We start from the raw sequence: 14,395 nt of genomic DNA, 5'->3' as shown, positions 1-14,395 counted from the left end.
CCGTTCATCGCCCGGCCTCCTGCGTCGTGTTGAGGATGTTGACGCCCCGGAAGAGGGCGGAGGGGCAACCGTGCGAGACCGCCGCGACCTGGCCCGGCTGGGCCTTGCCGCAGTTGAACGCGCCGCCGAGGACGTACGTCTGGGGGCCGCCGACCTTCTCCATCGAGCCCCAGAAGTCCGTCGTCGTCGCCTGGTACGCCACATCGCGCAGCTGCCCGGCGAGCTTCCCGTTCTCGATGCGGAAGAACCGCTGCCCGGTGAACTGGAAGTTGTAGCGCTGCATGTCGATGGACCACGACCGGTCGCCGACCACGTAGATCCCGCGCTCGACCCCGCCGATCAGGTCCTCCGTGGACAGCCCGCCCGGATCCGGCTGCATCGACACGTTCGCCATGCGCTGGACGGGGACATGGCCCGGCGAGTCCGCGAACGCGCACCCGTTGGAACGGCCGAGACCCGTCAGCTTCGCGATCCGGCGGTCCAGCTGGTAGCCGACGAGCGTGCCGTCCTTCACCAGGTCCCACGACTGCGCCTCGACGCCCTCGTCGTCGTAACCGATCGTCGCGAGCCCGTGCTCGGCCGTGCGGTCGCCGGTCACGTTCATCACGGGGGAGCCGTACGCCAGCTTGCCCAGCTGGTCGAAGGTGGCGAACGAGGTCCCGGCGTACGCCGCCTCGTACCCCAGCGCCCGGTCCAGCTCGGTGGCGTGGCCGATCGACTCGTGGATGGTCAGCCACAGGTTCGACGGGTCGACGACCAGGTCGTACGCCCCCGCCTCGACGCTCGGCGCCCGCATCTTCTCCGCCAGCAGCCCGGGGATCCGCTCCAGCTCGGCGTCCCAGTCCCAGCCGGTGCCGGTCAGATACTCCCAGCCCCGGCCCACCGGCGGCGCGATGGTGCGCATCGAGTCGAACTCACCGGTCGTGCCGTCCACCGCGACGGCGGTGAACTGCGGGTGGATCCGCACCCGTTGCTGCGTGGTGACCGTGCCCGCCGTGTCCGCGTAGAACTTGTTCTCGTGCACGGTCATCAGCGACGCGTCCACATGCGCGACGCCCTCCGCGCCCAGCAGCCGCCCGCTCCACTCGGCGAGCAGCGCCGCCTTCTCCTCGTCCGGTACGGAGAAGGGGTCGACGTCGTACGCCGAGACCCAGGTCCGCTCACCGTGCGACGGCTCGTCCGCCAGCTCCACCAGCTCGTCGGAGCCGGCCGCCGCGATCACCTTCGCCGACAGCTTGGCCATCGCGACGGCCTGCGAGGCCACCTTCGCGGCGGCGTCCATCGTCAGATCGACCCCGGACGCGAACCCCCAGGCCCCGCCGTGCACCACACGCACCGCGTACCCGAGGTCCGTGCTGTCCGACGCCCCGGCGGGCCGCGCGTCCCGCAGCCGCCAGGTGGCGCTGCGCACCCGCTCCAGCCGGAAGTCCGCGTGCGTCGCGCCGAGGGCCCGCGCTCGGGCGAGCGCCGCGTCGGCCAGCGCACGCGACGGCAGGGCCAGGAATGACTGATCTACCTCGTGGGGCACAGGGAGTTCCCTTCTCGATACACCACGGCAGTGAACCACGCCGGAGGGTGACCGCACCGGGGGATATCACGGACACGTGGGCCGACCACGCATCGGCGCGGACTGTAGGAACCCCACAGCACCCCGGACAAGCCACTGTCAGGGCCCGATTCTCCGATCGGCGCACGGTACCGATAGGTTTTCGACGTACCCGACCGCCCGGGACCACGCACCAGACCGCCAAGGAAAGGGTGATCCGTTGAGCCGCTCGGTTCTCGTCACCGGAGGAAACCGGGGCATCGGCCTCGCCATCGCCCGCGCCTTCGCCGACAACGGCGACCAGGTCGCGATCACCTACCGCTCCGGAGAGCCCCCGCAGGCCCTCACCGAAGCCGGCGTTCTCGCGGTCCGCTGCGACATCACCGACGCCGAGCAGGTGGAGCAGGCCTACAAGGAGATCGAGGAGAAGCACGGTCCCGTGGAGGTGCTCGTCGCCAACGCGGGTATCACCAAGGACCAGTTGCTGATGCGGATGTCGGAGGAGGACTTCACCTCCGTCCTCGACACCAACCTCACCGGCACCTTCCGCGTCGTGAAGCGCGCCAACCGCGGCATGCTGCGCGCCAAGAAGGGCCGCGTCGTCCTGATCTCCTCCGTCGTCGGCCTCCTCGGCTCGGCCGGTCAGGCCAACTACGCCGCCTCCAAGGCCGGGCTGGTCGGCTTCGCCCGGTCGCTGGCCCGTGAACTCGGTTCGCGGAACATCACCTTCAACGTCGTCGCCCCCGGTTTTGTCGACACCGACATGACTCAGGTGCTCACCGAGGAGCAGCGCAAGGGCATCGTGGCCCAGGTGCCGCTCGGCCGCTACGCGCGGCCCGAGGAGATCGCCGCCGCCGTGCGCTTCCTCGCCTCCGACGACGCGTCGTACATCACTGGAGCCGTCATTCCCGTTGACGGCGGATTGGGCATGGGTCACTGATCACCATGAGCGGAATTCTCGACGGCAAGCGCATCCTCATCACCGGGGTGCTGATGGAGTCGTCCATCGCGTTCCACGCCGCGAAGGTGGCCCAGGAGCAGGGCGCCGAGGTCATCCTGACGGCCTTCCCGCGTCCCACCCTGACCGAGCGCATCGCCAAGAAGCTGCCGAAGCCGGCCAAGGTCATCGAGCTGGACGTGACCAACCAGGAGCACCTGGACCGGCTGGCGGGCCTGGTCCGCGAAGAGCTCGGCTCGCTCGACGGCGTCGTCCACTCCATCGGCTTCGCGCCGCAGGACGCGCTCGGCGGCAACTTCCTCAACACGCCGTTCGAGTCCGTCGCCACCGCGATGCACGTCTCGGCGTTCTCGCTGAAGTCGCTGGCCATGGCCTGCAAGCCGCTGATGAGCGAGGGCGGCTCGATCGTCGGCCTCACCTTCGACGCCCAGTACGCCTGGCCGCAGTACGACTGGATGGGCCCGGCCAAGGCCGCCCTGGAGGCCACCTCCCGCTACCTCGCCCGTGACCTGGGCAAGGACGGGCTGCGCTGCAACCTGATCTCCGCCGGACCGCTCCGCTCCATGGCCGCCAAGTCCATCCCGGGCTTCGACGAGCTGGCCGACGTCTGGAACACCCGCGCCCCGCTGGCCTGGGACATGAACGACCCGGAGCCGGCCGGCCGCAGCATTGTCGCCCTGCTCTCCGACTTCTTCCCGCGCACCACGGGCGAGATCATCCACGTCGACAGCGGCGTGCACATGATGGGCGCCTGACCGTGCACCGCCTCAGCTGACGGCCCCCGGCCGCGTCACCCCGTTCCGGAGGTGGCGTGACCGGGGGCCGTCGCCGTGCGTGGTCGCTCCGGTCGAAAAGTCCGCCGATCCACCGCAGAATGAGGAGGAACCGGACTTCTGGTCAGGCTGCGGGAGGGAGACTGCTGTGCGCCCCACGCGCCGACGAACCCGTCTCCTCCTGGCCGTACCGGTGGCCGTCGTCGCCGTCGCCGTACCTCTGGGCGTCCACGCCGCCAGGGGAGTCGACTCCGGTACGGAAGTGGCGCCCCCGAAGCCCGAACCGGCCGGATCCGAGTGCCGTACGACCGTCGAGGGCTCCCGGGTCGTCGCGTACTGCCACAACCCGTACCCCTCCGTCGACCTGGTCCGGCTGCACACCGAGTGCGACCAGTGGTGGGACGTCGACGCCGATGGCGAGGTGGTCGCGGTGGAGCCCGGCCGGACCGTACGGCTGGAGGACCGCTGCTGGAAAGAGGTCGCCACCGCCTGGGTCAGCCACCGCCCCGCCCCGCTGTGAGCGAGCCCCCGAGGGCCGCGCCCGGCTACACCCGGTCCGTGAAGCAGCGCAGCGCGTGGCTCGCCGCCTCGGCCGCCGCCGTCTCCGCGTCCCCGGCCCGGATCGCCTCGACCAGCCGGCCGTGGTCCATGTGGTTCTCCGGCCGCAGCTCGGGACCCACATCGCCGCGCAGATAGTCGCGCAGCAGATCCCCGAGGTCGGCGTAGAGCCCGGTCAGGACGTCGTTGTGCGAGGCGGCCACGACCGCCAGGTGCAGCGTCGCGTCCGCCGCCACGAACGCCTCCGCGTCGCCCGACTCCCAGGCCTCCTCCCGGCGCGCCATCAGCGCGTCCAGCTGCCGCAGATCCCGCTCGGTGCGCCGGGTCGCCGCCAGCCGGGCCGCCGACGACTCCAGCGTCGAGCGCAGCTCCGCGACATGGCGGGGCTCCGCCGCCGCGAACCTGCGGTGCATCACCCCGGCCAGTTCGCTCGTGGCGATCACATACGTGCCGGAGCCCTGCCGGATGTCCAGCAGCCCGTTGTGCGCGAGCGCCCGCACGGCCTCGCGGACGGTGTTACGGGCCACGCCCAGCTGCTCGACCAGCTCGGGTTCGGTCGGGATCCGCGAACCGACCGGCCACTCGCCCGAGGTGATCTGGTTCCGCAACTGGGCGATCACCTGGTCGGAGAGTGCCGAACGCCGAGGAGACGTCAGCGCCATGGTGCTCCTTGCTCGTGAGCCGTGAGGTCCGGGCCGGATTCTCTCCCGCATTCTCTCAACGTGTGCGGGGGATGCCGGGACATGACCGGAGTGGACAATCAATCATCCCATGATTCTATGATGGCTCCATGCCGGACGACGAGACGCAGACCCCGACCCTGAACCGCGAGGCCATCGCGCGCACACCCCACGACACCCGCGCCCAGCCGCTTCCCAAAGCCGCCGAGGGGCCCTCACCGTGGCTGCTGCGCCTCATCGCCGTGGGACTCGTCCTGGCCGCGCTCAACCTCCGCCCCGCCATCACCAGCCTCGGCGCCCTCCTCGAAGAGGTCCGCGAAGGCCTGCACATGAGCGGCAGCGTGGCCGGTGTCCTGACCTCCGTACCGCCGCTCTGCTTCGCCGTCTTCGGCGTCATGGCGCCGCGCCTCGCCCGCCGCTTCGGCGCGGGCGCCGTCGTCTGCGCGGGCATGGCCGCGATCGCGGTGGGCCTGGTCGTCCGCCCGTACATCGGCTCCACCGCCGGATTCCTGGCCGCCAGCGCCCTGGCCCTGATGGGCATCGCGGTGAGCAACATCCTGATGCCGGTGATCGTCAAGCGCTGGTTCCCCGACCGCGTCGGCACCATGACCGGCCTCTACTCCATGGCCCTGGCCCTCGGCACCGCCCTGGCCGCCGCCCTCACCGTCCCCGTCACCGGGGCGCTGGGCGGCAACTGGCGGACGGGCCTGGTCGTCTGGGCCGTGCTCGCCGCCGTCGCCGTGCTGCCCTGGATCGTCCTCGTACGCGACCGCACCCCGGCGCCCGGGCAGCCGGCGCCGGTCGCCGCGAACGCCACCGAGGCGCCGGCCCTGAAGATCACCCGCAGCCGGACCGCCTGGGGCCTCGCCTGCTTCTTCGGGCTCCAGGCCACCGCCGCGTACATCACCATGGGCTGGATGCCGCAGATCTTCCGCGACGCCGGGGTCTCCGCCGGCACGGCCGGGCTCCTGCTCGCGGTCACCATGGCGATGGGCGTCCCGCTGGCCTTCGTCATCCCCCGGGTCGCCTCCCGGCTCAGGAACCAGGGCCCCATCGTCGTCGTCCTCGGCCTGTGCGGCCTGATCGGCTACAGCGGCCTCTACCTCGCGCCCGCCGCCGGAGCCTGGGCCTGGGCCCTGCTCCTCGGGGTCGCCAACTGCGCGTTCCCGCTCGCCCTCACCATGATCGGCATGCGGGCCCGGTCCGGCGCGGGCGTGGTCCGGCTCTCCGCCTTCGCCCAGTCCACCGGCTATCTGCTGTCGATCCCGGGCCCGCTGCTCGTCGGCGTGCTCTACCAGCACAGCGGCGGCTGGGGGCTGCCGATCGCCCTGATGGCGGGCCTCATGATTCCCCAGATGGTGGCCGGGATCCTCGCCGGGCGGGACCGGACGATCGAGGACGAGTGCTGAGATGCGACACTGACCTCATGCCAGTGCTCGACCCGAATCCCCAGAACGGCCAGAAGAAGCTTCTCCTCGTGTTCGGGGCGATGCTCCTCATCACCGTCGTCATCGGTGTGATCGCCACCATCGCCTCGCCCTGACGTCCGCGAACCCCGCGAGGGTGGGGCTAGCCCCACCCTCCCCTAGGGGGCCAGGGTCAGGGTCAAGTGGGTGGGTCACCGGATGGGACCGGCCGTCGCCGTTCCGTAGGTTCTTCGGTAACGACCCGATGACTTGACGGAGGCGGACATGCCGGCACCGACGCACACCACGTCCCACCGACCGGCCGCCGACGGTGTCGAGATCCGGCTGCCCTGGTGGGCCGTCGCCCTGCCCGCCGTGGTGTTCGCCGCGCTGCTGCTGATGATCCTCAGCCCCGGACGGGCCCAGGCCGCCTCCGCCGACCCCGCGCTCGGACAGCTGATCGAGCGCACCTTCCAGCTGCTGTTCGGCTGACCCGAAGCCGCCCCGGACCAGCGCGGAACTGTAGGGACGAGCCCGTCAACACCCTGCGCCGGAGGGCGCGTTTCATGCGAAGCTGAGATGTATGAGCGTCGAGACACCTCGCAGGATCGTCCTTCTCCGGCATGCCAAGGCGGAATGGTCACAGGCTTCCGATCATGAGCGCCCGCTGGCCGAGCGCGGCCGAAAGGACGCGCCCGTGGCCGGCCGCAGGCTCGCCGATTCCGGCATCGACTTCGATCTGGCCCTCTGCTCCAGTGCCGCCAGGACACGGGAGACCTGGAAGCTGGCGGTCCATGAATTCTCCCAGCGCCCCCGGACCGTCTACGAGGAGCGGCTGTACGAGGCCTCCCTCGGCGAACTGATCGCCCTGTTCAACGAGACCCCCGACGAGGTGCGCAACCTCCTGGTCATCGGCCACAACCCCGGGATGCACGGGGCCGCCGACGCCCTCTCCGGCTCGGCCGAGGGCGACACCCTGGCCCGGATGACCCGGGACGGTTTCCCCACCGCCGCTTATGCCGTGGTGGAGTTCCCCGGCTCCTGGAAGAGCGTGGAGCATGGGGCGGGCAGGCTCACGGAGTACTGGACCCCGAACGACTGAGCACACGCAGAACGACTGAGCACGCACAGCACCACCGGGCACGCACAAGGGCCCCGGCACCACCACGGTGCCGGGGCCCTGTCCGTCGCGCGGGCGGGTTCAGTCGACGAGGCCGTCCGCCGCCTCGACCTCTTCCCGGGTGACGCCGAGCAGATAGAGCACGGTGTCCAGGAACGGCACGTTCACCGCGGTGTGCGCCGCCTCGCGGACCATCGGCTTGGCGTTGAACGCGACGCCGAGCCCGGCGGTGTTCAGCATGTCGAGATCGTTCGCCCCGTCCCCGATCGCCACCGTCTGGGCCAGCGGTACGCCTGCCTGCTCGGCGAAGCTCCGCAGCAGCCGGGCCTTGCCCGCCCGGTCCACCACCTCGCCGACGACCCGGCCGGTGAGCTTGCCGTCCACCACCTCCAGGGTGTTGGCCGAGGCGAAGTCGAGGCCGAGCCGCTCCTTCAGGTCGTCCGTGACCTGGGTGAAGCCGCCGGAGACGACGCCGACCTGGTAGCCGAGCCGCTTCAGCGTACGGATCAGGGTGCGGGCGCCGGGCGTGAGCCGTACCTCGGTGCGGACCTTGTCCACCACCGAGGCGTCCAGCCCGGCCAGCAGCGCGACCCGGGCGTGCAGCGACTGCTCGAAGTCCAGCTCGCCGCGCATCGCCTGCTCGGTCACCTCGGCGACCTTGTCCTCACAGCCCGCGTGCGCCGCGAAGAGTTCGATCACCTCGTCCTGGATCAGCGTGGAGTCGACGTCCATGACCACCAGCCGCTGGGCCCGCCGGCTCAGCCCGGCCGAGACCACCGCGACGTCCACACCGATCTCCGCGGCCTCGGTCGCCAGCGCGGTCCGCAGCTCCGCGGTCCCGGTCCCCGACACCGCGAACTCGACGGCGGTGACCGGGTACTTCGCCAGCCGGAAGATACGGTCGATGTTTCCGCCGGTCGAGGTGATGGTGGCCGCTATGGCGGCGGTCGACTCGGCGGTGAGCGGGTGCCCCAGCACCGTCACATGGGAACGGCCGTCACCGCGGGGACGGTTGTCGCCGATGCCGGAGATGATCTCGGCCTGGAGCTTCAGGGAGTCGGCCCAGCTGTGCACGGTCGCCCGCAGATCGCCCTCGGTGGTCCCGCCCGCCGTGGGCGCGGTGACCAGGGCGCACAGCACGATGCGGCCACGGGTGACGACCTGCTCGATGTCCACGACGTCGACCGCGTACGCGGCGAGGGTGTCGAAGAGCCCGGCGGTGATGCCGGGACGGTCCTTGCCGAAGATCTTGACCAGCAGCGTGGGTGCGTCGCCGCCCGGAGGGGGCCCGTCGCCGGCCCCGTCGGCCCGACGGGGCTCAAGAGGCTCAAGAGACTCAGGGGGCTCAGAGGGCTCAGAGGGCTCGGAAGACGAGGGGGGCTGAGATGGCTGAGATGCGCTCATGGTGTTCCCACCGTATCGGTCCCGCGTCCTCCTTCGGCCGCCCGTCCCGAGTGCCGGACGGAATCGCACCGGTACCGCCGGCGCCGCGTCCGGATCTGGCCGGTACGGGTCTTGCGCCTGGCCGCACGAGGTGTCTCGTATCTGCCGTTATCGCGTCGCTGAACATCTTCCAGGAGGTAACCAGCCCTTCATCCGGACTTGACCGCTTCCGATCCTGTTTCGCCCCCCGGTATCGGCGTGTTCGCGCAGGTCTCCCCGCGCTCTTCACCCGCCCGACTTTCGGATCGGGGACTGGTCCTGGAATAGTTCCCCACGATGTTCAGCATCCCTAGACTCCCTGCGACGGGGGTATCACGGGGGACAACTAGTGGGGCGCGGAGTGCCGGAACTCGTACTGGAATTGAATGGCAGCACCTGGACGCTCGATCCGTCCAGGTCGTACACCCTCGGACGTGATCCGCAGGGCGACCTGACGATCGACGACGCCAGAGTGTCGTGGCGGCATGCCACGATCAGCTGGAACGGCCGCAGTTGGTCCATCGAGGACCACGGCAGCACCAACGGCACCTATGTGCAGGGCCGCCGGATCCAGCAGGTGGAGCTCGGCGCCGGTTCGGTGCTGCACCTGGGCAACGCCACCGACGGGCCCCGGGTGAGCCTCAGCGCCGCCGCGGGAGCCGGTGTCGCCGGCGCGCAGCAGGCCCCGGTGCGGCAGCCCCAGGGCGGCGCCGCGGGCTGGCACGGACAGCAGGCACCCGCCCAGCACCAGGCACCACCGGTGCAGCACCAGGCGCCCCCGCAGCACCAGGCCCCCGCCCAGCAGCAGGGCTGGCAGCAGCCGCAGGCGCCCCAGCAGCAGGTCCCGCACCAGCAGCCCGCGCACCAGAACGTGCCGCACCAGCAGCACCCCGGGCAGCAGGGCGGACCGGGACAGGGCGGTGCCGCGGGGGCGCCGCCGGTCTACGGCGACCGCAGCCCCACCACGTTCCACCAGCTGGCCCTCGGCCGGGTCATGCGCATCGGTCGTGCGCTGGAGAACGAACTGGTCGTCTCCGACCTCCAGGTCTCCCGCCACCACGCCGAGTTCCACGCGACGCCCGACGGCCGCTTCGAGATCCGCGACCTCGGCTCGCACAACGGCACGTACGTCAACGGTCTGCCGCTCCACAAGTCCGGCTCGGCCCTCATCGGCCCGAACGACATCGTCGGTGTCGGCCACTCGACGTTCCGGCTGGTCGGCGACCGGCTGGAAGAGTTCGTCGACACCGGTGAGGTCTCCTTCTCCGCCCGCCACCTCACGGTGACGGTCGACGGCGGCAAGCAGATCCTCAAGGACGTCTCGTTCGGCGTCCCCGAGAAGTCGCTGATCGCGGTCATCGGCCCGTCCGGTTCCGGAAAGTCCACCCTGCTCAAGGCGCTCACCGGCTACCGGCCCGCCAACCAGGGTGACGTCCTCTACGACAACCGGAACCTGTACAAGCAGTTCGCTGAGCTGCGCCAGCGCATCGGTCTGGTCCCGCAGGACGACATCCTGCACAAGGAACTGACCGTCACCAAGGCCCTCAAGTACGCGGCCAAGCTCCGCTTCCCCGCGGACACCACCGAGGCCGAGCGCCAGTCCCGGATCACCGAGGTCCTCGCCGAGCTCAAGCTCGACATCCACAAGGACAAGAAGATCACCTCGCTCTCCGGCGGCCAGCGCAAGCGCGTCTCGGTCGCCCTGGAGCTGCTCACCAAGCCGTCGCTGATCTTCCTGGACGAGCCGACCTCCGGACTCGACCCGGGCATGGACCGCGATGTCATGCAGCTGCTCCGCGGCCTCGCCGACGACGGCCGCACGGTCCTCGTGGTCACGCACTCGGTCGCCGAGCTGGCGATCTGCGACAAGCTCCTCGTGATGGCACCCGGCGGTTCCGTCGCCTACTTCGGTCCGCCGGAGGAAGCGCTGAACTTCTTCGGCTACACCAGCTGGGCCGACGTCTTCTCCGCCTTCGAGAACTACCGCGACTACGACTGGGCGGGCCGCTGGCGCGGTTCGCAGCACTACCAGATGTACGCCGCCGACATCGACGCGGTCGCGGCCCAGCCGGTCAACATGCCGCCCCCGCAGCAGATGCGCCCGCCGAAGCCGCAGGGCTGGATGGCCCAGCTGTGGACGCTGATCCGGAGGTACTCCTCCGTCATCGCGTCCGACAAGGGCTTCATGGGGCTGATGCTGATCCTGCCCGCCGTGCTCGGTGTGGTCAGCGTGGTCATCCCGGCGGAGTTCGGACTGGGCGATCCCACCCCGCCGTCCCGGTTCAACGGCAAGGCCGGGACGATCATGCTGATCCTCGCGGTCGGCATGTGCTTCTCCGGCGCCGCCAACTCCGTACGAGAACTGATCAAGGAACGGGTCATCTACGAGCGCGAGCGGGCCACCGGCCTCTCCCGCTCCGCGTACCTGATGTCCAAGGTGATCGTCCTCGGCGTGATCACCGCCTTCCAGGGCGTGATCATCTGCGGCATCGGCTTCGCCACCCGGCAGCTGCCGGAAGAGGGCCTGATCATGCCCCCGGCCGTGGAGATCTGCCTCTCGATCATCGCGCTGGGCTTCACGTCGATGATGGTGGGCCTGGTCATCTCCTCGCTGGTGAAGACCGCCGAGAAGACCATGCCGCTGCTGGTGATGTTCGCGATCGTCCAGGTCGTCTTCACCGGCGTGCTCTTCCAGGTCTACGGGTCGCCCGGCCTGGAGCAGTTCGCCTGGCTGATGCCGTCCCGCTGGGCGATGGCCGCCGCCGGCACCACGCTGGACCTGGGGCGTCTGACGCCGCCGTGGGACCCGAAGAACCCCACCGACGTCGACCCGCTCTGGGAGCACACGGCGAGCCAGTGGGGCATCAACATCACGATCCTGCTCGCGCTCGGCGTGATCTGCTGCTTCGCGGTCGCGCGCCTGCTGCGCCGCCACGAGCCCGAGGTCATGCGCAAGTAAGCGCTGGAGCAGGCACCGGGTACGACGCCGAGGCCGGCACCCCGCGGGGTGCCGGCCTCCGGCATGCGTACGGCTGGTCCCAGCGGCTCAGTAAGCGCTGTTGACGTTGTCCATGGAGCCGTAGCGGTCGGCCGCGTAGTTGCAGGCGGCGACGATGTTGGCGACCGGGTCGTACAGGTCCTTCTTGGTGCCCGCCACGTGGTAGCGGTCGAAGGTCGGCTGGATCACCTGGAGCAGACCCTTGGACGGGACGCCGTTGCGGGCGTTGATGTCCCAGTTGTTGATGGCCCAGCGGTTACCGCTGGACTCGCGGATGATGTTGCGGTGGATCCCCTCGTAGGAGCCGGGGATGCCTTCCTTCTTCATGATCGCCATGGCCTCGCGGATCCAGCCGTCCAGGTTGTTGGCGTAGACGGGCTTGCGCGCGGTGGAGCGGTTGGCCTTCTCGGCCGCGCGCTTCTTGGCGGCGGCCTTGGCCTTGGCGGCCTTCTCGGCCTTGTCCTTCGCGTCGGCTGCGGCCTTGGCCTTCGCCTCGGACGCGGCCTTCGCCTTGGCGGCCTTGGCCTTGGTCTCGGCGGCGGCCTTCGCCTTGGCGGCGTCGGCGGCCTTCACGAGCTTCTCGGCGGTGGAGTGCTGCTCGATCATGCTGTTCTGCACGGTCTTGGCCTGTGCGGTTCCCGTGGCGTTGGTGAAGGCCACGGGCGCAGCGGCGGCTGCCGCCTGCGGGGCAATCTCGGCATCGGCGTTCGACGGGACGAGCGAGAAGGTCAGGGCGGCGACGCCCAGGGCCGACACACCGGCCACGGAGATCTTCTGGACCTTGTTCAGACGACGGAGACGACTGGGAATGCGAGTCGCAGACATGTAGGGCTACCTCTTCGAATGCTCAGGTGTCCTCACGGAGGACGAGACCGGAGGCGGTGAAGCGCACCTCCGTCGGGGACGAGAGCAATTCTTAGCGGCAGCAAAATGCTGTGGCAAAGGTGTGACGTACGAAGCCGGGTAGTGGAGAGTGGTCCCGTTCGCCCGAAATGACCCTCATGAGCGCCTGCTCAAAACGCCCTTATGCGCCCACTAGGTACGTTCGTAAGTGACGTGCACCCTATGCCTGGGCTCACATCGGCGAGGTAACAGTCTCACCACTCGTTGCTAGAGCAATTCGGAGCGTTACGTTCCTCACCCGGCAGGAGGAGGTGGACGTCCCCGAACTCATGCCAGAGGTACCGCTCCTGGAGCGCCGCCTCGTACCCGCGGCGCAGCGCCTCGCGCCCCGCCACCGCCTCCAGCATCAGCAGATGCGAGGCCTGCGGCTCGTGCAGCCCGGTGAGCAGCCCGTCCACCACCCGCACCCCGCGCCGCGGCGTCACCACGAGGTCCGTCCACCCCTCGGCGGCCCGCACCACCCCGTCCGCGCCCACCGCCGACTCCAGCGCCCGCACGGCCGTCGTCCCCACCGCGATCACCCGCCCCTTCCCCGCCGCCCGTACGGCGTTCACCAGCCACGCCGTCGCCGCCGGCACCGCGAACCGCTCCGGGTACGGCGGCTCGTGCGCCTCCGCCGACGCCACCCCCGTATGCAGGGACAGCGGGGCGAACAGCACTCCCCGGCGCACCAGCTCCGCCACCAGCGGGACGGTGAAGGGGCGCGCGGCACTCGGCATCTCCGCCGAACCGCTCCCGTCCGGGGAGTCCACCGCGAACACCGTCCGGTACGCCGACAGCGGCTGATCCCGGTCCGTGTACCCGTACCGGATGGGCCGCCCGTACCTCCGCAACAGCTCCGGCACCGCCTCCGGCACCCGCGCCCACCACAGCCGGGCCCCGGCCGCGGGCCCCAACGGCTCCTCCAGAACCAGGGCCCGCCCACCCGGCAGCCGCACGACCGCCCCCGCCGGACCACCGGCCCGCGGCCCGGTCACCCCCGCCCCGCCGGGCGCCCGCAGCTCCACCGCCCACCGCCCGTCCGCACCCCGGGTCGAGAAGTGCACGACGACCCGCTCCCCGCCGACCCGCCCGTTCACCGCGGCGGGCAGAGTCATGGACGTATTCACCACCAGCACGTCCCCGCCCCGCAGCTGCTCAGGCAACTCCCGGAACGCATGGTGCGCCACGGACCGCCCCCGGGACACAAGCAGCCGCACATCATCCCGCCCGGCCCCACGCTGCTCGGCAGGCACCCGAGCCGACAAGGAATCCGGCACCCGCAGGGCTTCCAGGGCGGTGGTTGTCGGGGGCGGGGCGGGCGCCTCCCCGCCAGGGCCTGGCGGGGGTGAGTCCAGGGTCGGGGACTGCCCCGCCCCGCCCGGGCCTGGCGTGGGCGTGCTCAGGGTCGGGGAGTCTGCGGTGGCAGCCGCCTTCCCGGCCCGGGTCGGGGACTGTCCGGCCCTGCTCGGGTTGGGCGCGGGCGTCTTCAGGCCTGCGGGACTTCCGGCTGCCGCTGCCCCGGCTCCGTCCGGGCCTGGCGAGGGCGTGCCCAGGGTCGGGGAGTCTGCGGTGGCAGCCGCCTTCCCGGCCCGGGCCGGGGACTGTCCGGCCCTGCTCGGGCTGGGCGCGGGCGTCTCCAGGCCTGCGGGACCTCCGGCTGCCGCCGCCCCGGCCCCGCTCGGGCCTGGCGTGGGCGTGCCCAGGGTCGGGGAATCTGCGGCGGCCGCCGCCTTCCCGGCCCGGCTCGGGGACTGCCCAGCCCCGCCCGGGCCCGGCGAGGGCGCGCTCAGGGCCGGGAAATCCACGGCGGCCGCCGCCTTCCTCGCCGGGCCAGGGCGCGCGGCGGACGGCTCCGGGGTCTTTCCGGATGCCGCCGCTCCGACTCCGCCCGGCTCCGGCGGCGGCGCGTCCAGGGCCGCAGAATCTGCGCCCGCCGCAGTCCCCGCCCCGCCCGGGCCCGGCATGGCCGCGTCCAGAGCCGGGGAACCCACGGCGGCCGCCGCCGTCGGCTCCGCCCCGCCCAGGCCGGGCGAGGCAGACGGCTCCTCG

At 71.1% G+C, this 14,395-nt stretch carries 13 protein-coding genes; 8 read left to right on the top strand and 5 right to left on the bottom strand.

Annotation, left to right across the window (positions count from 1 at the left end; genetic code table 11):
- Positions 1 to 4 precede the first annotated feature (4 nt).
- Entirely contained in the window at positions 5 to 1,528 is a 1,524-nt protein-coding gene (locus A3Q37_RS08835) for a TldD/PmbA family protein (RefSeq protein WP_065480381.1), read from the bottom strand.
- Positions 1,529 to 1,766: 238 nt separating this feature from the next.
- Between A3Q37_RS08835 and fabG the strand changes: the two genes are divergently transcribed.
- The 3 genes from fabG to A3Q37_RS08820 all read left to right on the top strand — a co-directional run bounded on the left by fabG (position 1,767) and on the right by A3Q37_RS08820 (position 3,797).
- Positions 1,767 to 2,486 carry a 3-oxoacyl-[acyl-carrier-protein] reductase gene (gene fabG, locus A3Q37_RS08830; protein ID WP_065480378.1) on the top strand — a complete coding sequence of 240 codons (720 nt, stop codon included), beginning with the start codon at positions 1,767 to 1,769 and terminating at the stop codon, positions 2,484 to 2,486.
- 5 nt (positions 2,487 to 2,491) lie between these two features.
- Entirely contained in the window at positions 2,492 to 3,259 is a 768-nt protein-coding gene (gene fabI / locus A3Q37_RS08825) for an enoyl-ACP reductase FabI (RefSeq protein ID WP_065480370.1), read from the top strand.
- A gap of 166 nt (positions 3,260 to 3,425) precedes the next feature.
- Complete coding sequence (locus A3Q37_RS08820) at positions 3,426 to 3,797, top strand: hypothetical protein (protein ID WP_065480360.1); 372 nt, start codon at positions 3,426 to 3,428, stop codon at positions 3,795 to 3,797.
- A gap of 25 nt (positions 3,798 to 3,822) precedes the next feature.
- Here the strand turns inward: A3Q37_RS08820 and A3Q37_RS08815 are convergent, their stop codons facing one another.
- On the bottom strand, positions 3,823 to 4,497 hold the full coding sequence (locus A3Q37_RS08815) for a FadR/GntR family transcriptional regulator (RefSeq protein ID WP_065480357.1): 675 nt from the start codon (positions 4,495 to 4,497) through the stop codon (positions 3,823 to 3,825).
- A gap of 128 nt (positions 4,498 to 4,625) precedes the next feature.
- Here A3Q37_RS08815 and A3Q37_RS08810 point away from each other — a divergent pair, with 128 nt between their 5' ends.
- The 4 genes from A3Q37_RS08810 to A3Q37_RS08800 all read left to right on the top strand — a co-directional run bounded on the left by A3Q37_RS08810 (position 4,626) and on the right by A3Q37_RS08800 (position 7,023).
- Positions 4,626 to 5,924: an MFS transporter gene (locus A3Q37_RS08810; RefSeq protein WP_065480354.1), complete on the top strand. Its 1,299-nt coding sequence runs from the start codon at positions 4,626 to 4,628 to the stop codon at positions 5,922 to 5,924.
- Positions 5,925 to 5,941: 17 nt separating this feature from the next.
- Entirely contained in the window at positions 5,942 to 6,058 is a 117-nt protein-coding gene (locus A3Q37_RS37725; RefSeq protein ID WP_007446146.1) for an SGM_5486 family transporter-associated protein, read from the top strand.
- Between the two features lie 148 nt (positions 6,059 to 6,206).
- Positions 6,207 to 6,413, top strand: a complete 207-nt coding sequence (locus tag A3Q37_RS08805) for a hypothetical protein (RefSeq protein WP_065480351.1) — start codon at positions 6,207 to 6,209, stop codon at positions 6,411 to 6,413.
- 91 nt (positions 6,414 to 6,504) lie between these two features.
- A complete protein-coding gene (locus tag A3Q37_RS08800; protein WP_010061430.1) occupies positions 6,505 to 7,023 on the top strand; it encodes a histidine phosphatase family protein in 519 nt (172 codons plus the stop codon).
- A gap of 99 nt (positions 7,024 to 7,122) precedes the next feature.
- On the opposite strand, the gene serB is transcribed toward A3Q37_RS08800, so the two are convergent.
- Positions 7,123 to 8,445: a phosphoserine phosphatase SerB gene (gene serB, locus A3Q37_RS08795; protein WP_065480348.1), complete on the bottom strand. Its 1,323-nt coding sequence runs from the start codon at positions 8,443 to 8,445 to the stop codon at positions 7,123 to 7,125.
- A gap of 367 nt (positions 8,446 to 8,812) precedes the next feature.
- Here serB and A3Q37_RS08790 point away from each other — a divergent pair, with 367 nt between their 5' ends.
- Entirely contained in the window at positions 8,813 to 11,422 is a 2,610-nt protein-coding gene (locus A3Q37_RS08790; protein WP_065480343.1) for an FHA domain-containing protein, read from the top strand.
- 87 nt (positions 11,423 to 11,509) lie between these two features.
- On the opposite strand, the gene A3Q37_RS08785 is transcribed toward A3Q37_RS08790, so the two are convergent.
- The gene (locus A3Q37_RS08785; RefSeq protein WP_065480340.1) at positions 11,510 to 12,286 is read right to left on the bottom strand and encodes a transglycosylase SLT domain-containing protein; all 777 of its coding nucleotides are present in this window, start codon (positions 12,284 to 12,286) and stop codon (positions 11,510 to 11,512) included.
- Between the two features lie 272 nt (positions 12,287 to 12,558).
- Entirely contained in the window at positions 12,559 to 13,638 is a 1,080-nt protein-coding gene (locus A3Q37_RS08780) for an S-adenosylmethionine:tRNA ribosyltransferase-isomerase (RefSeq protein ID WP_065481055.1), read from the bottom strand.
- Positions 13,639 to 14,395 lie beyond the last annotated feature (757 nt).

The organism is Streptomyces sp. PTY087I2 (genome assembly GCF_001687325.1).
GTDB lineage: Bacteria > Actinomycetota > Actinomycetes > Streptomycetales > Streptomycetaceae > Streptomyces.
This window is presented reverse-complemented; position numbering and strand designations above follow the sequence as displayed.

Bases quoted from the DNA above. Each gene is read 5' to 3' on its own strand.
- fabI (WP_065480370.1), top strand. From the start codon at position 2,492: ATGAGCGGAATTCTCGACGGCAAGCGCATCCTCATCACCGGGGTGCTG.
- A3Q37_RS08815 (WP_065480357.1), bottom strand. From the start codon at position 4,497: ATGGCGCTGACGTCTCCTCGGCGTTCGGCACTCTCCGACCAGGTGATC.
- A3Q37_RS08810 (WP_065480354.1), top strand. From the start codon at position 4,626: ATGCCGGACGACGAGACGCAGACCCCGACCCTGAACCGCGAGGCCATC.
- A3Q37_RS37725 (WP_007446146.1), top strand. From the start codon at position 5,942: ATGCCAGTGCTCGACCCGAATCCCCAGAACGGCCAGAAGAAGCTTCTC.
- A3Q37_RS08805 (WP_065480351.1), top strand. From the start codon at position 6,207: ATGCCGGCACCGACGCACACCACGTCCCACCGACCGGCCGCCGACGGT.
- A3Q37_RS08800 (WP_010061430.1), top strand. From the start codon at position 6,505: ATGAGCGTCGAGACACCTCGCAGGATCGTCCTTCTCCGGCATGCCAAG.
- serB (WP_065480348.1), bottom strand. From the start codon at position 8,445: ATGAGCGCATCTCAGCCATCTCAGCCCCCCTCGTCTTCCGAGCCCTCT.
- A3Q37_RS08785 (WP_065480340.1), bottom strand. From the start codon at position 12,286: ATGTCTGCGACTCGCATTCCCAGTCGTCTCCGTCGTCTGAACAAGGTC.